Genomic DNA, 17,692 nt, shown 5'->3' on the forward strand with positions numbered 1-17,692 from the left:
CGCGCCTTGCGCCGATCCAGGCGGCTCGGTGCGGCGTCGGCCATCTGTTCTCACTCCTGTCGCAGCGTTCCCCGATCCACCGTAGTGCGGTCCGTCAGGAGTGACGAAACGCTCACTACCGTTTTGACGAATCATTGCATAAGTGACGGTAACGTCCACAAGTGACGATATCGTCAGATATACGCAACCCCCTTGCGCAGCCAGCAAGGCGTGCCACAGACGGGCACCCCGCAGAGCGCCGAGGTCGTCACCGTGGCCGCCGCGCGAAGGAATCCCTCCACGACGTGCCGAACACCAGCACGCCCGAGCGTCGCGGCGAGGTCGGCAACGCCCTTGCCGCCATCAAAGAGGAGTTCGGCCTCGGCTGAGAGCACAAGTCCACACCGCGGCAAGCGCCTGCTGCCGCAGCTTCCCTTTCCAGAAGGAGGAAACCCATGACCGACCAGCTCGCCACCGGCCTTCCCCCCGTTCGGTCCCCGCACGGGATCCCGATCCTCGGCCGCACGCCGCAGATCCCCGACACCAACCCGGTCGAGTACTTCGCTGAGCTGTCCAAGCAGTTCCCCGAGGGGATCTTCAGCATGGACATCGCCGGCCAGGAGAACGTCTTCGTCTACGACCCGGACCTGGTGACCGAGGTCTGCGACGAGACCCGTTTCGGCAAGCCGATCTTCCCGCCGCTGAGCCATGTCCGGGACTACGCCGGCGCCGGCCTGTTCACGGCCCACGACGATGAGGAGGTGTGGGGCATGGCGCACCGGATCCTCATGCCGGCCTTCAGCCAGCGGGCCATGAAGGGCTACTTCGGGCAGATGCTGGAGATCGCCCAGAATCTGGTGGGCAAGTGGGAGCGTAAGCAGGGGCAGCCGGTCAAGGTGACCGACGACTACACCCGGCTGACGCTGGACACCATCGCCCTGTCGGGGTTCGGTTACCGGTTCGACTCCTTCGGCAAGGAGGAGCTGCATCCCTTCCTTCAGGCGCTGCTGGAGGCGCTGGTGGAGTCGATGCGGCGCTCGCAGGAGCTGCCGATGATGACCAAGCTGCGCGAGGCCGACGACAGGAAGTACCGCGAGAACATCCAGCTGATGCGCGAGCTGGTCGAGAGTGTGATCAAGGAGCGCCGTCGGGGGAAGAGCGGCGGTGAGGACGACCTGCTGGGCCTGATGATGGAGGCCGTCGACCCGGAGACCGGCAGGCGGCTGGACGACGACAACGTCCGCGACCAGGTGCTGACGTTCCTGATCGCCGGTCACGAGACCACCAGCGGTCTGCTGTCGTTCGCCACGTACTCGCTGATGCGCAACCCCCACGTGCTGGCCCAAGCCTACGCCGAGGTGGACCGGGTGCTGCCCGGCGACACCGTCCCCACCTACGACACGATCATGAAGCTGGACGTCATCCCGCGGGTGCTGGAGGAGACCCTGCGGCTGTGGGCTCCCATCCCGCAGATCATGAAGGCGCCGCTCGAGGACACCGTCATCGGTGGTCGCTACCACCTGCAGCAGGGCACAAAGACGAACCTGCTGATGTTCCCGACGCACACCCACCCCAAGGCGTGGGAGCGTCCGTTGGAGTTCGACATCGACCGGTGGCTGCCGCAGAACCGGGCCCAGCACCACCCGCACGCTTACAAGCCGTTCGGCAACGGCCGGCGTGCCTGCATCGGCCGCCAGTTCGCGCTCACCGAGGCCCGCCTGGCCCTCGCGCTGGTACTGCAGAAGTTCAAGTTCTCCGACACCACCGACTACCAGATGGACGTCCGGGAGGCGCTGACGCGCAAGCCCGGCGACTTCGAGCTGGTCGTGCGGACCCGTCGGGAGCACGAGCGGGCCATGTTCGGTGTCTCAGCGGCGCAGACCGACGACACGCAGCAGGAGGCCGCGGTCAGCGGTGTCGGGGTGAGCCTCACCGTCGCCTACGGCTCCAGCCTCGGCAGCTGCGAGGACCTGGCGCGCACGATCGCCGACCGCGGCGATCGGTCCGGGTTCGGCACCACCTTGCTGAGCCTCGACGAGCTGGGCGACAACCCGCCCACCGAGGGCCTGCTCATCGTCGTCGCCGCCAGCTACAACGGCAAGGCGCCCGACAACGCCCAGCGCTTCGACGACCTGATCGCCGCCGGGCTACCCGAGGGCTCGCTGTCCAACGTGCGCTTCGCGCTGCTGGGCGCCGGCAACACCCAGTGGGTGGCGACCTACCAGGCGTTCCCGAAGCGGATCGAGGCCGCCCTGCTGGCCGCCGGGGCCACCCCGGTCATCGAGCGCGGTGTGGCGGATGCCTCCTCCGACTTCGACGGCATGGCCACCCGCTGGATGGACACCCTGTGGACCACCCTCGCCGAGGAGTACGCCGCCGACACCTCCGACGCCGGCGGGCCGCGCTACCAGGTGCGACTGCTCACCGAGGCGGACGTGCGCCCGGCGGTCGTCTCCGAGCAGGCCCACCCGCTGACCATGGTGGCCAACGAGGAGCTCGTGAACGACCCGACCGGGTTGTGGGACTTCACCATCGAGCCGCCGCGCCCGTCCGCGAAGTCCATCACCATCGAGCTGCCCGAGGGCGTCACCTACGCCACCGGCAATCACCTGGCCGTCTTCGCCAAGAACGAGCCGCCGCTGGTCTCCCGCGCGCTGACGCGGCTCGGCGTCGAGCACGACCAGGTACTCCGGCTCGACCAGCCGGCCGGCGGCAGGACGCACCTGCCGGTGGGCGTGCCCATCACCGCCGGACTGCTGTTCACCGAGTTCCTGGAGCTGCAGGACGTGGCCACCCGCACCCAGGTGCGCCTCCTGGCCGAGCACACTCCGTGCCCCTGGACCAAGCCGCAGCTGGAGGCCTACACGGCCGACACCGAGGAGGCAGACGAGCGGTACCAGAAGGAGATCCTCGGCAAGCGGGTCTCGGTGCTCGATCTCCTGGAGCGCTTCCCCGCCGTCGAACTGCCGCTGGCGGTGTTCCTCGACATGCTGGGGCCCATCCGCCCCCGCTTCTACTCCATCTCCTCCTCCCCTCTGGCCAACCCGCGCCAGGTACGGCTGACCGTCGGCCTCGTCGAAGGCCCTGCACTATCGGGCAACGGCGCGTATCGCGGCCTGTGCTCCCAGTACCTGGGACGACTTAAGCCCGGAGACGTCTTCTACGGCTACGTGCGCGTGCCCTCTCCTCCCTTCGCGCCGCCCGCCGACCCCGCCACACCGCTCATCCTCATCGGGCCCGGCACCGGCATCGCACCTCTGCGCGGCTTCATGGAGGAGCGCGCCTGGCAGCAGCAGAACGGCACGAAGGTGGGCCCGTCCCAGGTCTTCGTCGGCTGCCGCCACCCGGAGCACGACTGGTTCTACCGGGAGGAGATGGACGCCTGGGAGCAGGCCGGGATCGCCCAGGTGCACACCGCCTTCTCCGCGGTGGTCGACCACCCGGCCCGGTTCGTCCAGGACGCCCTCATCGCCGAGTCCGACACGGTGTGGCAGGCGCTCGAAGACGGCGCGTACGTCTACGTCTGCGGCGACGGCCGCCACATGGCGCCCGCCGTACGTGAAGCACTCGCCGCCATCCACCGCAGCCACACCGGCAGCGACGACGAAACCGCCCGGCAGTGGGTCGACCAGCTCGAGGCAGACGGCCGCTACCAGCAGGACGTCTTCGCCTGATCCCCGTCCACCGCGCCCGAACCGGGTCAGCCAGTCGGACGAGCCCGAAAGCGCCGCCCTCGGCTGCACGCCGGGCGGCACCAACCGTCAAACCCTGTCAAGAAAGTGAGATCACCATGGACACCATGCTCGCCGGACGCTTCCACCTGGACAGCAGGAAGTTCCTCGTGGAAGAGGTCCCCGTCCCCGTGCCCGGCCCGGGCGAGGTACTCGTCGAGGTCAAGGCCGCAGGCGTATGCCTGTCGGACGTCCACCTGATCGACGGCACCCTGCCCCCTCTGTTCGCCACCTCCGACGCTGTCACAGTCGGCCACGAGGTCTCCGGGGTGATCCACACCCTCGGCCCCGGCCTCAAGCGGGGCCTGACCGTGGGCACCCGCGTCACCCTGGAGGCCGGACAGAGCTGCGAGCAGTGCGATGACTGCGCGCGCCGCCGCCCCTGCACCCAGGTCCGCACCCGGGGCATCGACTACGACGGCGGCTGGGCCCAGTACACCATCGCCCGCGAGGACACCCTCATCCCCATCCCCGACAACCTCCCCTTCGACCAGGCCTCGATCATCCCGGACGCGGTCTCCACCTCCTACGCCGCCGTCGTGGCCACCGCCGGGGTGCGCCCTGCGCAGGCCGTGGGCGTGTGGGGTGTGGGCGGCGTGGGCGCGCACAACGTCCGCGTCGCCCGCCTAGTCGGCGCCGCCCCGATCATCGCCGTCGACCCGCTGCCCGGCGCCCGGGAACGCGCTCTGGACTTCGGGGCGGACATCGCCCTCGACCCGGCCGCCGATGACTTCGCCGACCAGGTACGTGCGGCCACCGCCGGACGCGGCCTGGACTTCGCCTTCGACTGCGCCGGCGTGCCCGCGGTCCGCGAGCAGGCCGCCGCAGTGCTCGGCCTCAACGGAGACCTCATCCTGGTCGGCATCACCCCCAAGCCGCTCACCATCAGCGAAGGCCTGACCTTCAACTACATGCGCAAGCAGGTACACGGGCACTACGGCGGCTTCCCCGAGTCCGTCTCCGAGCTGGTTCGGCTGGCCTCCAACGGCCGACTCGACCTGGCCCCCTCCATCACCGACCACATCCCGCTCGCCGACGCCCCCGAGGCGATCCACCGGCTGGAGCACAAGATCGGCGACCCGATCCGCCTCATCCTCGTTCCCTAGCCGGCAACCGAATGACAGCAGATGTCCGCCGACTTCACGAAGATCGTGATAGTCGGCGGACTGGCCCGATCGGGTCGACATGGTTGACGAAGCTCGGCATGCCTGCACGAGGCGATGGGAGCGGATCCGAACACAAACGTCAACGGCGTTCAGCATCTGCCCCGCAGCGTCTTGCAGGTGACACACGGAATGTGAATACAACGGAAGGAGTACGTGCTGTGACGGCACACCTGACGCCCCTGTATGGCTGCGAGGCGGCGCGCACATCTGGTGAAGGCGGGACCGCATTGGCGATCCAGAAACCCTGCGACAAGATGCGCGAGTTGAAGCGCGATCTGCAGAAGAAACGGCGATTCGCTGCCGACGCCTCACACGAACTGCGCACGGCTGTCGCGGGGCTACGCGCCGGATTGGAGGAGGCCTGCATGTATCCCGATGAGACCGACCTCGGCGACCTGCTCGCCCGGGCGCTGCGAGACGTCGACCGGCTCGGCGCGATCATCACCGACCTGCGGGTCCTCGCGGAGATCGAGGCCGGCCCACCCATGGAGCCACAGCGCGTCGACCTCGCGGAACTGGTTCGTGACGAGATCGCCCGCAGGACCGACCGCATCGCGGTCCAGCTCCGCCTGGAGCCCGGGGTAACCGTGCAGGCCGTCCCGATCCGGATCGGCCGGTTGCTTACCAACCTGCTGGACAACGCCCAACGGCACGGTCAGCACCTGGTCGAGGTCCAGGTCAGCCGCGACGACGACCACGCCGAGCTGACGGTCACTGACGACGGAGAAGGAGTCCCGGAATCCGAACGGGAACGGATCTTCCAGCGCTTCACCCGGCTGAAGGCGGCACGCCGCCTCGACCACACCGGCACCGGCCTGGGCCTGGCGATCGCCCACGACATCGCCCAAGCCCACATCGGCAGCCTGCACGTCGGGGAGTCCGAGACCGGTGGCGCCAGCTTCGTCCTGCGTCTTCCCCTCGCAGGTCCGGCTGCTCCGGCGGGTCGAAGTGTCGGCCGGAGCCTGCACGACGCGATGATCCATGAGCCCGGCTGGGCGCGTCTGGGAGGGAGAACCTGATGAGACGGTACGTCGACTACGCCGCCCCGTTCGCGTCAGTTCCGAGCTTTTGCCTGGTCATAACACGCCGGATATGACCGTCGTGCACGTTAACCAGGCCCATCTCGACGCGTGCGGACCTGCCCGCTCGGGCGCCGAGCGGCGGGACCGTCATCTCCACACAGACGTGCTCGAACCTCTCGTCACACTGTTCACGCTAACAGCGACGACCTCACGCGCGAAAGGAAACCCATGCCCGCGATCCTCATCCACGGAGTCCCCGACACCCACCGCGTCTGGGAGGACGTCCGTCGGCATCTGACGCGCACCGACGTGCAAGCCTGGGGCCTGCCCGGGTTCGGCGTCCCACTACCGGACGGCTTCGGCAGCACCAAGGAGGAGTACGTCGACTGGCTGGTCGGCCGTCTGGAGGAGCTAGGTGAGCCGGCCGACCTGGTCGGCCACGACTGGGGCTGCGTCCTCAGCGGCGCGCACCATGGCCGGCACACCAGGAGCCGAACGTGCGGCTATCGGAGGCGCACGCTGTCCCGGTGCCCCACCACATCTCGTCGCGGGCGGCTAAGGTGGCGCTTACCAGCTTCACCAGCGCCGCCCGCATGTTGGCCCGGTTCACGAACAGGTGCCGCATCCGCCGCAGCGTGGCCTCGGACTCGCCGTGCCTGCCGGTCACCGCGACCCGCTTGATCCCCATGTTGGTGCCCAGGCCGAACAGCACCAGCAGCAGCCGGCGCCGCAGTACGTCCCGGGGCAGGTTCTCGCGGGTGGCCACCGAGGTGAACTCGGTCGTGAAGACCGTCTCGAACTCCGCGTACTTCAGGATGTCCTCGGCGATGCCGACGGTGCCCGGCAACGGCCGGGCCCCACGCGCACAGCGCCCCGGGAGAGATCCGTTATCGTGCGTTGCGTATCCCGAGAATGTATGTCGCGGTAAGCGCAACGACGCGGTCTTCGTCATGTGACAGATCCGCGAGGGCACGTGACGCTGTGATTCCCGGGATGTCCGCGAGCGCCTGTGTCAGCCGTCGACGTGCAGACGATTCAACGGTGCCGTGGGCGAGGCGATCGACGAGCCTGGTGGCGATCTGATCCGCCGACGCGGGACGACTCGCCAGCGCGCTCAGCGCGTCGGCCGCATCGACGTCATTCGTCCCCTCGACGACCATATCGATGAGCGTCGGGACCGCGTCGGCTACTCCACGTGCCCCGAGCGCCAGAGCCGCATACCTGCGGACCACGAGGTCGGGGTTCGCGAGGGCGTCCTGCAGCAGTGCGGTGGCCTTACCGTCCGGAATCTCAGCGATGGACTGGACGGCACGTTTTCGCACCTCGGCCGCTGGTGAGCGGAGGCCCTCCGCCAGCAGCGCCAGTCCGCCACCGCCCAGTTGCGCCAAAGCCCATCGCAGGGCTCCGGCGACGTTCGGGTCCGTCTCGCTCAGCGCTGCCTCGACCAGTGCTTCCACTGGGATCGGAACCTCTTCAACCGAGGACAGGGCCGCGCGCTGGCGCTTCCCAGCGCTCTTTGACCCCAACGCCTGGAGGAGCGCGACGATCTGGAGGACGTCCTCCCAGCCGGCGGGTTCCGCGGCACCGATCCGACGGAGCCGCGTGAGCAGCTCCGTCTCATCCGCAATGCGTTCTCGCGTCTGGCGGATGAGGTCGTCGACGAGCTCTGAGGGCGTGAAGTCGGGATCGTCGAGCGCGCGCCCGACTTCACGCAGCGACAGCCCCAATGACCGCAGACTCTCGATATGGAAGATCCGCCGGATGTCCTCGCTGGAGTACTCGCGATAGCCGGCGTCGGTACGACCCGTTGGCCGCACCAGGCCGAGCGAGTCGTAATGCCTGAGCATGCGGGCGCTGACCCCGGACCGTCGTGCCACATCACCGATCAACACTGCCTGTCACCCCTCCTGGCTCGTCCTGCCGAGGGCTATGACGCGCTTCGCCTCCTCGATCGCGAACTCGAATCCGGTGTCCGGGTCGCGCAACAGCCGTTCCGTGGCGATCGCGTGAGCACGCACGCGCGGGTCGAGATCCGTCATCGCAGCGCGCAGAGTCGGCACAATCACTTCACCCAGCGCGACCAGCGCCCGGCTGAGGCTCAGCTGCATCTCACGTTCGCCGCGCCCGAGCTGTGTCGACAACACTGCGGCCAACTGGGGCTCTTCACCTTCGGGCACGAGCACGACCGCTGCCCGCCAAGCGCTCCGCGCCACCTCATCGTCGGCGTCCGACAGAAGCGCCCGTGTGATCGCCGGCCACGCCTGCCGATCCCCGATCTTGGACAGCGTGTGCAACGCCTGGCTTCGTGCCTGCGCACGCTCCGAGCGGACTTCATGGAGAAGCTCCGGGACCGTCAATGATGCTGAGTGGCGGGTGAGCGCCCACGTCAGCATGTCGCGCACGTAGAACTCGGGCTCGATCGCGCATCGCTCGATGAGCTTGTCGATGAATCGCGGGTCAGGGGTCGTTCCGACCGCCAGCGCCGCCCGTAGCCGCACCGACGAGCGGCTGTCCTCCAGCCCCTGGAAAGCTCGGATCGTATCGGTGTCCTGTTTCGGCATGGTCATCGGGACCACCTCCTTGGCTACAGTGAAGAGCTTGTCACTGTGTCAAGGTCAAGCGACGTCACTCCACCGAGCTCGGCGGTACCCGCTATTCCTGCGCCGTCGTCTGGAGGGACTACTCCCGGCGTCGTAGTCCGGCCGGTCGCTGATCCCGGTGTGGTAGCGGCAGATGACTTCCCTTGTGGGACGCCCCTGAACAGTGGCTGGACGACGATTGCGGTCATGAGAACCCCAGCCGGCCACCGGGTCGCCCGCGGGCGCCGCCCTGCGCCGTGCCCTGGCCGAGTGAGGCGGGGGTCTCGGAGAGCACGGGGGAGTCCCCGTTGCACCTATCGATCGCAAAAGGACGGCTGTCTTGAAGATCCGAATGGCGACATGGGCGAGCGTGGCCGTGCTGAGTGTCGGTGCGGGCATGATGAGCGCGACTGCCGCGCTTGCGCAGACGGAGGCCGCGCCGGGCGGCGGCGTGAGTCCGTTGACGGGCTTCGATCCCGCGCGGCTGCAGTCGGTGCTGGACGGTGTCCACCGCGCGGGGATGCCGGGTGTCTACGTCGAGGTGCGCGATTCCGGCCAGGTATGGCGCGGCGCTTCCGGGGTGGCCGATGTCGAGACCGGCCGTCCCGTCACCCCCGGCATGCGGCAGCGCGTCGGCAGCCTCGTCAAGACCTTCACCGCCGCCGCGATCATGCAGCAGGTCGAGAAGGGGCGCATCGAGCTCGACGCGCCGATCGCCCGCTACCTGCCGAAACTGGTGCCGGGCAAGCGCGGTCAGAAGATCACGGTCCGGATGCTGCTCAACCACACCAGCGGCATCGCCGAATACATCACCTACGCCTTCCCGTCGCTTCGGAAGTTTCCCTCGCTGGCGGACATGTCGCCCAAGAGTCTGGACGACAACCGGTTCAGGCGGTTCACCCCGGCCGAGCTGATCGAGATGGGGCTCAAGGCGCCCGCCGTCGGCAGGCCCGCAGGCTCGCCGGGCGTGTACGCCAACACCAACTACCTGATCCTCGGCGAGCTCCTGGAGGAGGTGACCGGTACCACGGCCGAGCAGTACATCACCCGGAACGTCATCGAGCGCGCCGGACTCCGGCACACCGCGTTCCCGGCCGGGCCGAGGATCAAGGGGCCGCACCCGCGGATGTACGAGGCGTTCTTCGGCTTGATCGACCCGCCTCGCGACTACAGCGTCTATGACATGTCCTGGACGGGGACAGGGGCCTCGCTGGTGTCGACCATGGAGGATCTCAACCGCTTCTACCGCAGGCTGCTGGACGGCACGATCGTCAAGCGGTCGTCGCTGGCGCAGATGCAGCGCACCGGCCCTGCCATCAGCCAGACCGGACAGAAGATCATCTACGGCCTCGGCCTGCATGAGCTCAAGATCCCGGGTTGTGGCACCTTCTGGGGCAACCACGGGTCGGTGTGGGGGGCCGAGACGCTGTCGTGGATCCGCGCCGACGGCAAGCGGCAGATGTCCATCGCGATGAACCTCACAAGGTGGAACAAGCTGGACCCTTCGGGCAAGCCGCAGCCCCACCCCATCGACGACGCGCTGTCGACCTTCACACAGCAAGCGCTGTGCAGTGACGACAACGCCCAGGCCGAGAAGTAGGTCCCGGCGCGGAGCCGGGCACGCGGTCGCCACCGTACTGCCCGGCCGAGTGCGCGGCCCCCGCACCGACGGCCATGAGCGGCCACCCGCCGCCGGCCCGGAATACGACCATCGGCTCGACCACGCGCCTGGTCACGACGAGATCGACGAAGAGGGAGAACGATGACCACCACCGACCTCGCCCAGGCGGGGGAGCAGTCCACACCACCACCGGATGCCGATTCCGCGGTGGGACAGAGCATGACAGGGCTGCTGCGCCCCCATCTCTGGAGCTTCGCCGCCGTGGTGATCCTGCAGGTGATCGGCGCCCTCGCGGGCCTGGCGCCGCTGCTGGCGGTCGTCGAACTGGGTCGTGTTCTCTTGTCGCCCGGCCCGATCGATCACGCTCATGTCTGGACCGTCGTCATCTCGGGTGCGGTCGGCTTGTTCGTCCGGCTGCTGTTCACGGCCGCGTCGTCCGGACTCGGGCATGCTCTCGACGACCAGGTGCAACTGTCCTTCCGCCGGCGACTGGCCGCGCGACTGGGGCGCGTCCCGATCGGCTGGTTCTCCCAGCGCAGGACCGGCGAGCTGGCCAAGGTGGTGGGGGAGGACGTCAGTGCCGTGCACCCGTTCATCGCCCACACCCCCGGGGAGCTCGTCTCCGCGTTCGTGGTGCCGCTGGTGTCGCTGATCTACTTGTTCACCGTCGACTGGCGGCTCACGCTGATCACGCTGATCCCGGTGGCGCTGGCAGTGGCGCTGGTCCCGCTGATGATGACCCCGACCCGGCAGCGCGAGCAGATCAACTTCGATGAGGCCATGGGGCGGATCGCAGGTTCGATCGTCGAGTTCGTGCAGGGCATCTCGGTGGTCAAGGCGTTCGGCGGATCGGGGCGCGCCCACCATAGATTCCGCACGGCCACCGACGATTTCGTCGCCGTCTTCTACCGGATGGTGCGCGGTCTCTCCGGGATCGCCGCTGGGATGCAGCTGGCGGTGTCGCCGCCGTTCGTGCTGCTGGTCGTGCTGATCGGCGGTGCGGCTCTGATCACGACCGGTGGTATGGCGCCGGCCGACCTGCTGCCCTTCCTGCTGCTGGGACTGGGGCTGACCGCTCCGATAGCGGCTCTCGGCCACGGCTTCGACGACATGCAGGCCGCCGGGCGCGCGGTCGGCCGGATCAGGGACGTGCTCGCGGTGCAGTCGCTACCGGAGCCCGCGCACCCGGTCGCGCCGCAGGGTCACCGGGTGGAACTGCGTGACGTTCGATTCGCCTACGAAGCCGATCACGAGGTGCTGCGCGGGATCGACCTGGTACTCGAGCCGGGGACGGTCACCGCGATCGTCGGCCCGTCGGGCAGCGGCAAGTCCACGCTGGTCCAGCTGTTGCCGCGGTTCTTCGACCCGACCCACGGCTCGGTACGGCTGGGCGGTGTCGACCTGCGCGAGCTCGGCAGCCGGGAGCTCTACCGAATGGTCTCCTTCGTCTTCCAGGACGTTCGCCTGCTGCGTGCGTCGGTCGCGGACAACATCGCGCTGGCGGTACCGCATGCCTCCCTCGACGACGTGGTTCGCGCCGCCCGGCTGGCGAATGTTCATGATCGAATTCTCGAGCTGCCACGCGGATACGAAACGGTCATCGGTGAAGACGCCGGACTGTCGGGTGGCGAGGCCCAGCGGATCGCGCTCGCCCGCGCACTGCTGGCCGACGCGCCCGTTCTGGTGCTCGACGAGGCGACCGCCTTCGCCGACCCGCAGACCGAGCAGGCGGTGCGCCGAGCCCTGGCGACGCTGGAGGGCGATCGGACGATCCTGGTCATCGCCCATCGCCTGGAGACGATCGCCGACGCCGACATGGTCGTGATGCTGGAGAACGGATCGATCGTCGAGCGCGGCAAGCCCGCCGAGTTGCTGGCACAGAACGGAAGGTTCGCCGCGTTCTGGCAGTCCCAGCGATCGGCGGTCGCCGACGAGCTCGAAACCCACGGTGACGTACTGCAAGGAGTCGAGCCCCGATGATTCGAATGCTGCTGCGCGTGCTGGGACACGAGTACGCCCGGCCGGTGCGTCGCACCGTTGCCCTGATGACGACCACCGCGGTGGTCGAAGGCTTGTCCTACGCACTGCTGGTTCCGGTGCTGCGGGCACTGTTCGGGAGCACTCCCGGAGATGCGCGGCCCTGGCTGATCGCGTTCGGGGTCACGGTCGCGGCCTACGCGGTGCTGCGCTATGTCAGCGACCTGTCCGGTTTCCGCGCCGGGACCACGCTGTTGCGTGGCATGTATCACCGGCTCGGGGATCATCTGGCCCGACTGCCCATCGGCTGGTACAGCGCGGGCCGCGTCGGGGAGGTGTCCGTCCTGGCCAGCCGCGGCGTCCTGCAGGCGATGAGCGTGATCGCGCATCTGCTGGCACCGTTCATCTCCGCCTGCGTGACCCCCCTGACGATCGTTGTCGTGATGCTTGCCTTCCATTGGCAGATGGGGCTGGCCGCGCTGGTCGCCGTACCGATCGTCGCGGCGATCCAGATCTGGACGGGACGCTCGATGGCCGCCACGGATGCGGAGCGCGCCGAACGCGACCACGAGGCCGCCGGGCGAGTCATCGAATATCTCCAGGCCCAGCCGGTGTTGCGCGCCGGCGGCCGGACCGTCGAACGCTTCCGCCTGCTCGACGACTCACTGCAGGAACTCCAGCGCGCGTCCCGCCGTACCGTCCTGTCGGCGCTGCCCGGCGTATTGGGCTTGACGCTCACCGTGCAGGCGATGTTCACCGTGCTGCTGGTCCTGGGCACCTACCTCGCGCTCGGCGGGACCATCGGTGCGGCGGAGATCTTGACGATCCTGGTGCTGGCCGCCCGTTGCGCGGATCCGCTGCTGTCGCTGTCGGATATCGGTGGCAGACTCCGCGGCGCGCGCTCCGAGCTGGCCAGACTCGACACGGTACTGCGCACCGAGCCGCTCCCGGAAGCTCCCGAACCGATCCAGCCGGAACGCCATGACCTGGAGTTCGACTCCGTCGCCTTCCAGCATGGCGGCCGCACGGTGATCGACGACGTGTCGTTGTCCGTGCCGGAGGGACAGCGGCTTGCCGTCGTCGGACCGTCGGGTGCGGGCAAGAGCACCCTGCTGCAGTTGCTCGCGCGGTTCTACGACGTGGACGCGGGCGCGGTGCGTGTCGGAGGTGTCGACGTGCGCGCGATCGACACCGAGGGGTTGATGGCGCAGATCGCCATCGTCTTCCAGGATGTCTATCTTTTCGACGGCACGATCGAGGAGAACGTGCGGCTCGGCCGTCCCGACGCCGACGAGGCCGAGGTGCGAGCGGCGGCGACCGCGGCGCGGCTGGACGAGGTGATCGAGCGACTGCCCGGCGGATGGGCGACGAATGTCGGCGAGGGCGGCGCGCTGCTGTCGGGTGGTGAGCGCCAGCGTGTCTCCATCGCGCGAGCGCTGCTGAAGAACGCGCCCATCGTGCTGCTGGACGAGGTCACCTCCGCACTCGACCCGGTGAACGAGGCGGCCGTCCACGAGGGTATCGAGCGCCTGATGTCGGGCCGGACGGTGGTGATGGTGGCGCACCGGATGCGGACCGTCCGACGCGCCGATCGCATCGTCTTTCTGGACGACGGCCGGATCGTGGAGGAAGGCGGCCACGACGAGTTGCTGCGTCGCGGCGGCCGCTACGCCGACTTCTGGAATGTTTCCCTGACGCCGGCAGCGAGTGAATGAGTCGGTACGTGGGTGGACCCTGAGGCGTTCATCACTCGCCTCACCCCGCCACCGCGCCAGAACGGGGGTAGCCGTGCGCTCCTGCCCCGACCGCGAGCCCTGCGTGATCGTCCCCCTGATGTTGAGGAAGATCGGGATGAGATCCGTGCGCGAACCGCACGGTGATGGACAAGCCGCCTTCGGGGCGTGCGCTGGTGGCAAGGGTGGCGTGGTGAGCTTGTGTGACGGCATTGACGATGGCAAGGCCGAGACCGTAGCCGTCGCGACGGCCGTTACGATCAGGCGCCAGTTTCTGGAAGGGGTGAAAAAGGCGCTGGATCTGGTTGCCGGGGATGACTGGCCCGCTGTTGGTGACCGTAAGGGCCACCTGCGTGCCGCAGGTCTGTGTGGTGATCTGGACGTGCCCGTCTGCGTGGTTGTGGCGGATGGCGTTGTCGATGAGGTTGGCGACGAGGCTTTCGATCAGTCTCGGGTCCCCGGCCGTCACTGCGGGCGTTAGGTGTTCGGCAAGGTCAATGCCTGTCTCCGTGGCTTGGCCACGGCGGGAGGAGAGCACTCCTTCGACGACGTGGGCGAGGTCGAGGGTGTCCCAGCGGCTGACGCCGCGCTCGCTGGTGGCCAGGGCGAGCAGTGCTTGAACGAGCCGCTCCTGGTGTCCGCCCAGAGCGAGGGCCTCCTGGCAGGCCGAGCGCAGGGTGTCGGTGTCGGCATCGGGGTCGGCGAGGGCGACTTCAAGCAGGGTCCGCAGGCCGGCGAGGGGGGTGCGCAATTCATGGGAGGCGTTGGCGACGAAATGGCGTTGGGCGTCGAAGGACGCCTGCAGGCGGGCGAACAGGTCGTCGAGAGTGTGGCCGAGTTCGGTCAGCTCGTCGGCGGCCTCGCCGAGGTCCAGGCGCCGGTGGAGGTTTCCGGCGGAGATGACTCTGGCGGTAGCGGTGATGGCGCGCAGCGGGTGCAGGAACCGGCCGGCGACGTACCAGCCGAGAGCCAGGGCGATGGGAATCAGAATGACCAGGGCGACGGCGGATCCCATGAGGAGTTGGGGCAGGCTGATCCCGGGCCCGGCTTCGGTGATCGCGCTCGATGAGGGGTGGCCTTCGGGTATGGCCGCGTGGATGCTGGCGAGCGGGACGTCGACGAAGACGAGCACGAAGACCCCTGCAGCGTAGATGCCCGCCGCGTAGGCGAGCGCGAGCCGCGTCTGCAGGGACCTTCTGGTGAGCTTTCGGGCGGTCATGACGATCCGATGCGGTAGCCGCCTTCGCGGATGGTCTCGATCACGGGCGGGTCGCCGAGCTTGGCCCGCAATCGGTGCATGGTGTGCTTGACGGCGCTGCTGAAGGGGTCGGCGGCCTCGTCCCAGACGCGTTCGAGCAGTTCCTCGGCGGAGATGACCAGGCCGGGTACGGCGAGCAGGCATTCGAGCAGGGCGAACTCCCTGGGGCTGAGGTCCAGGCGCCGGCCGGCCCGGGACGCGATGCGGCGGGCCGGATCGAGGGTGATGTCCTCGCATGCCAGGGTGGGCGGTAGCGGCGGGGTGGCGCGGCGGGCCAGGGCACGGACGCGGGCGACCAGTTCGGCGAACGCGAACGGCTTGGGCAGGTAGTCGTCGGCGCCGAGGCTGAGCCCGTCGACGCGGTCCTCGATCGTGCCGGAGGCGGTGAGCATCAGGACGCGGGTCTCGCAGCGGCCGTGGGCGAGTTGCCGGCAGATCTCGTCCCCGTGGACGCCGGGCAGGTCGCGGTCGAGGATCACCACGTCGTAGCGGGTGACGGCCAGGCGGTCGAGGGCGGCGGTTCCGTCCAGGACGACGTCGACGGCCATGCCCTCGCGGCGCAGCCCGGTTCCGATGGAGCGGGCGAGGACCTCGAAGTCCTCGACGACGAGAACCCTCACCACCACCCACCGCCGCTCGTCGTGGGGGCGGGGTGGCCGAACCGGCCGCCGGGTCGAGGTGCCATGGCGTCAACGATGCCAGATCCCAGGTTCCAGCCGGGTCGCAGCGGCGGCGACCCGGCTGGAACCTGGTGCCCCGTACAACCGTCGGCATGAGTTCATTCAGGCCTTATCGATCCAGCCAACGGGCCGAGCAGGACCGTCTCTCTCAGTTGCTGCGCGCGCAGTGGACCAGGTTCCGTACCGCGCGCGGCTGGGTGCTCGCCATGGCGGCCTCCGTACTGGTCACCGTCTCGCTCGGACTGCTGATCGCCGGGGGCGCCCGCAGCAGCTGCGTGACCGGGAAGGGGGAGGGCCCCTGCCCCGCGCCATTGGTGGGACCCGATGGCACGGCGGTGAAGGACAAGTACTACTTCGTGCACCAGCCGCTCAAGGGGAACGGTAGTCTCACTGCCCGCGTTTCGGACATGACCGGGCAGATCCGGCTGCCCGACGCTGTACCCGGGGTGCGCAACGTCAAGGAGGGAGTGGTGCCGTGGGCGAAGGCCGGGCTCCTCGTCAGGCAGAGCCTCACACAGGGCACACCGTATGCCGCCGTCATGCTCACCGGAGATCACGGCGTGCGGATGCAGTACAACTTCACCCACGATGTGCCCGGCGGTCCTCACAATGGCCCTCAGTGGCTGCGGCTGACCAGGTCGGGCGACACCGTCACCGGCTACGAGTCAGACGACGGCAAGACGTGGACCGAGGTCAGCACAGTCAAGCTGACCGGGCTGCCAGAGACGATCGAGATCGGGCTGTTCGCCACCTCACCAGGCGCCTTGTGGGACATGGCGATAGCCTTCGCCCAGGCCACCGCCACCTTCGACCAGATCAAGCTGCAGGGCGCGAACGGTTTGTGGCGCCGCGACGACGTCGGCGTCTCCATGGAGTCCGACGGCAGGACCCCGCATCACCCGGGCCGGGTCGTCGAGTCCGGCGACAAGCTCATCGTGACCGGGGGCGGTGACATCGGGCCCGCCACGGTGGAGGGCGGTGTGCGCGCTGACCTCCTGCTGACCGGCGGGGCCCTGGGGCTGATCCCGATGCTCGTGGGGGCGGTCACGTTCTTCACGGCGGAACACCGGCGCGGGCTTATCGGGACCAGCCTGCCGGCCGAGCCGCATCCAGCGCGGCTGCTGGCGGCCAAGGCCATGGTGGTCGGCGCGGTCGCGTTCGTGGCGGGGCTGGTGACCTCGGGGGTCGTGATTCCTGTCGGCCTGGCGATGTTGCGTGCCAATCAGAACCCGATTCAGCCGATCACCCTGGACACCGAGCTCCGGATGATCGTCGGCTACGCGGCGCTGACCGCGGCCGCCGCCGTGCTGGCTCTGGGCCTCGCCGCGCTGGTCGAGCGAAGCATCGTCGCCATCGGGCTGGGCATCGCGATGGTCGTCGTGCCCTACCTGCTGGCGACCGCGGGCCTGGCGCCATGGCTGCTGATGATCACCCCTGCCGCCGGGTTCGCGATCACGCAGAGCGTCCCCACGTTCGCGCATGTGGACGTCGACCGGTCACTGCTCGGGGGCTACTACCCGCTCCCGCCATGGGCAGGATTGGCCGTTACCTGCGGATATGCCGCCCTCGCCCTCGGGGCGGCGATCGCCGTACACCGCAGGAAGGGTTCACGTCAGGTTCCGCTCGTCTGAAGGTGCAGAAACCTGGCCGGCGCGAGCGGCGGTGGGCGAAACGCACGCCGGCTCGTTCCCTCCTTGGCCAAGGCGCCCCAGGGCCCGACGTCCCCGTCCGCAAGCCGGGCTCGGTCTGAATCGAACTGCCCCGCCCCGTCGTGGAGTTGCCGGCCGATCAGGTGGGGCCAGGAGGCGGCTGGTGCATTCGCGACGGGCGGCTTGGCCGGGGACACCGAGGTCGCGGACCAGGTCGGCGGGGCCGCGGTCATGGAAGGGCTGGCCGGCTCGGCGTCCGGGGCGGCCGGGACACTCCCGGGTGCGGCACCGGGCGGC

The 17,692-nt window shown here is 68.9% G+C and carries 11 protein-coding genes and 2 pseudogenes; 8 read left to right on the forward strand and 5 right to left on the reverse strand.

Annotation, left to right across the window (positions count from 1 at the left end):
• Positions 1-434: 434 nt before the first annotated feature.
• The 4 genes and pseudogenes from ACFSKW_RS07075 to ACFSKW_RS07090 all read left to right on the forward strand — a co-directional run.
• The gene (locus ACFSKW_RS07075; protein ID WP_379570408.1) at positions 435-3,653 is read left to right on the forward strand and encodes a bifunctional cytochrome P450/NADPH--P450 reductase; all 3,219 of its coding nucleotides are present in this window, start codon (positions 435-437) and stop codon (positions 3,651-3,653) included.
• Between the two features lie 116 nt (positions 3,654-3,769).
• Positions 3,770-4,816 carry a zinc-binding dehydrogenase gene (locus tag ACFSKW_RS07080; RefSeq protein WP_379570410.1) on the forward strand — a complete coding sequence of 349 codons (1,047 nt, stop codon included), beginning with the start codon at positions 3,770-3,772 and terminating at the stop codon, positions 4,814-4,816.
• A 314-nt stretch (positions 4,817-5,130) separates the two neighbouring features.
• Positions 5,131-5,895 carry a sensor histidine kinase gene (locus ACFSKW_RS07085; RefSeq protein WP_379570537.1) on the forward strand — a complete coding sequence of 255 codons (765 nt, stop codon included), beginning with the start codon at positions 5,131-5,133 and terminating at the stop codon, positions 5,893-5,895.
• Positions 5,896-6,126: 231 nt separating this feature from the next.
• Positions 6,127-6,486: pseudogene (locus ACFSKW_RS07090) on the forward strand (alpha/beta fold hydrolase); the annotation flags it as partial.
• Here ACFSKW_RS07090 and ACFSKW_RS07095 read toward each other — a convergent pair.
• The 3 genes and pseudogenes from ACFSKW_RS07095 to ACFSKW_RS07105 form a co-directional block, all read right to left on the reverse strand.
• Positions 6,395-6,850, reverse strand: a pseudogene (locus ACFSKW_RS07095) (Tn3 family transposase); the annotation flags it as partial. The pseudogenes ACFSKW_RS07090 and ACFSKW_RS07095 overlap by 92 nt on opposite strands.
• A complete protein-coding gene (locus ACFSKW_RS07100) occupies positions 6,786-7,790 on the reverse strand; it encodes a HEAT repeat domain-containing protein (protein WP_379570412.1) in 1,005 nt (334 codons plus the stop codon). The gene ACFSKW_RS07100 and the pseudogene ACFSKW_RS07095, both read right to left, overlap by 65 nt.
• Positions 7,791-7,796: 6 nt before the next feature.
• Positions 7,797-8,465, reverse strand: a complete 669-nt coding sequence (locus ACFSKW_RS07105) for a HEAT repeat domain-containing protein (protein ID WP_379570414.1) — start codon at positions 8,463-8,465, stop codon at positions 7,797-7,799.
• Positions 8,466-8,817: 352 nt separating this feature from the next.
• Between ACFSKW_RS07105 and ACFSKW_RS07110 the strand changes: the two genes are divergently transcribed.
• From ACFSKW_RS07110 to ACFSKW_RS07120, 3 genes are all read left to right on the forward strand, one after another.
• Positions 8,818-10,077, forward strand: a complete 1,260-nt coding sequence (locus ACFSKW_RS07110; RefSeq protein WP_379570416.1) for a serine hydrolase domain-containing protein — start codon at positions 8,818-8,820, stop codon at positions 10,075-10,077.
• Positions 10,078-10,239: 162 nt separating this feature from the next.
• Complete coding sequence (locus tag ACFSKW_RS07115) at positions 10,240-12,078, forward strand: ABC transporter ATP-binding protein (protein ID WP_379570418.1); 1,839 nt, start codon at positions 10,240-10,242, stop codon at positions 12,076-12,078.
• Positions 12,075-13,790 carry an ABC transporter ATP-binding protein gene (locus ACFSKW_RS07120; protein ID WP_379570420.1) on the forward strand — a complete coding sequence of 572 codons (1,716 nt, stop codon included), beginning with the start codon at positions 12,075-12,077 and terminating at the stop codon, positions 13,788-13,790. Before ACFSKW_RS07115 ends, ACFSKW_RS07120 begins: the two co-directional genes overlap by 4 nt.
• 40 nt (positions 13,791-13,830) lie before the next feature.
• Here the strand turns inward: ACFSKW_RS07120 and ACFSKW_RS07125 are convergent, their stop codons facing one another.
• Together ACFSKW_RS07125 and ACFSKW_RS07130 are read right to left on the reverse strand one after the other, a co-directional pair.
• A complete protein-coding gene (locus ACFSKW_RS07125; RefSeq protein ID WP_379570422.1) occupies positions 13,831-15,027 on the reverse strand; it encodes a sensor histidine kinase in 1,197 nt (398 codons plus the stop codon).
• Positions 15,024-15,686, reverse strand: a complete 663-nt coding sequence (locus tag ACFSKW_RS07130; protein WP_379570424.1) for a response regulator transcription factor — start codon at positions 15,684-15,686, stop codon at positions 15,024-15,026. The genes ACFSKW_RS07125 and ACFSKW_RS07130 overlap by 4 nt, the downstream gene beginning before the upstream one ends.
• 152 nt (positions 15,687-15,838) lie before the next feature.
• Here ACFSKW_RS07130 and ACFSKW_RS07135 point away from each other — a divergent pair, with 152 nt between their 5' ends.
• On the forward strand, positions 15,839-17,377 hold the full coding sequence (locus ACFSKW_RS07135) for a DUF1349 domain-containing protein (RefSeq protein WP_379570426.1): 1,539 nt from the start codon (positions 15,839-15,841) through the stop codon (positions 17,375-17,377).
• The last annotated feature ends 315 nt before the right edge of the window (positions 17,378-17,692 follow it).

The sequence above is a fragment of the Nonomuraea mangrovi genome (genome assembly GCF_042681425.1).
Lineage (GTDB): Bacteria > Actinomycetota > Actinomycetes > Streptosporangiales > Streptosporangiaceae > Nonomuraea > Nonomuraea mangrovi.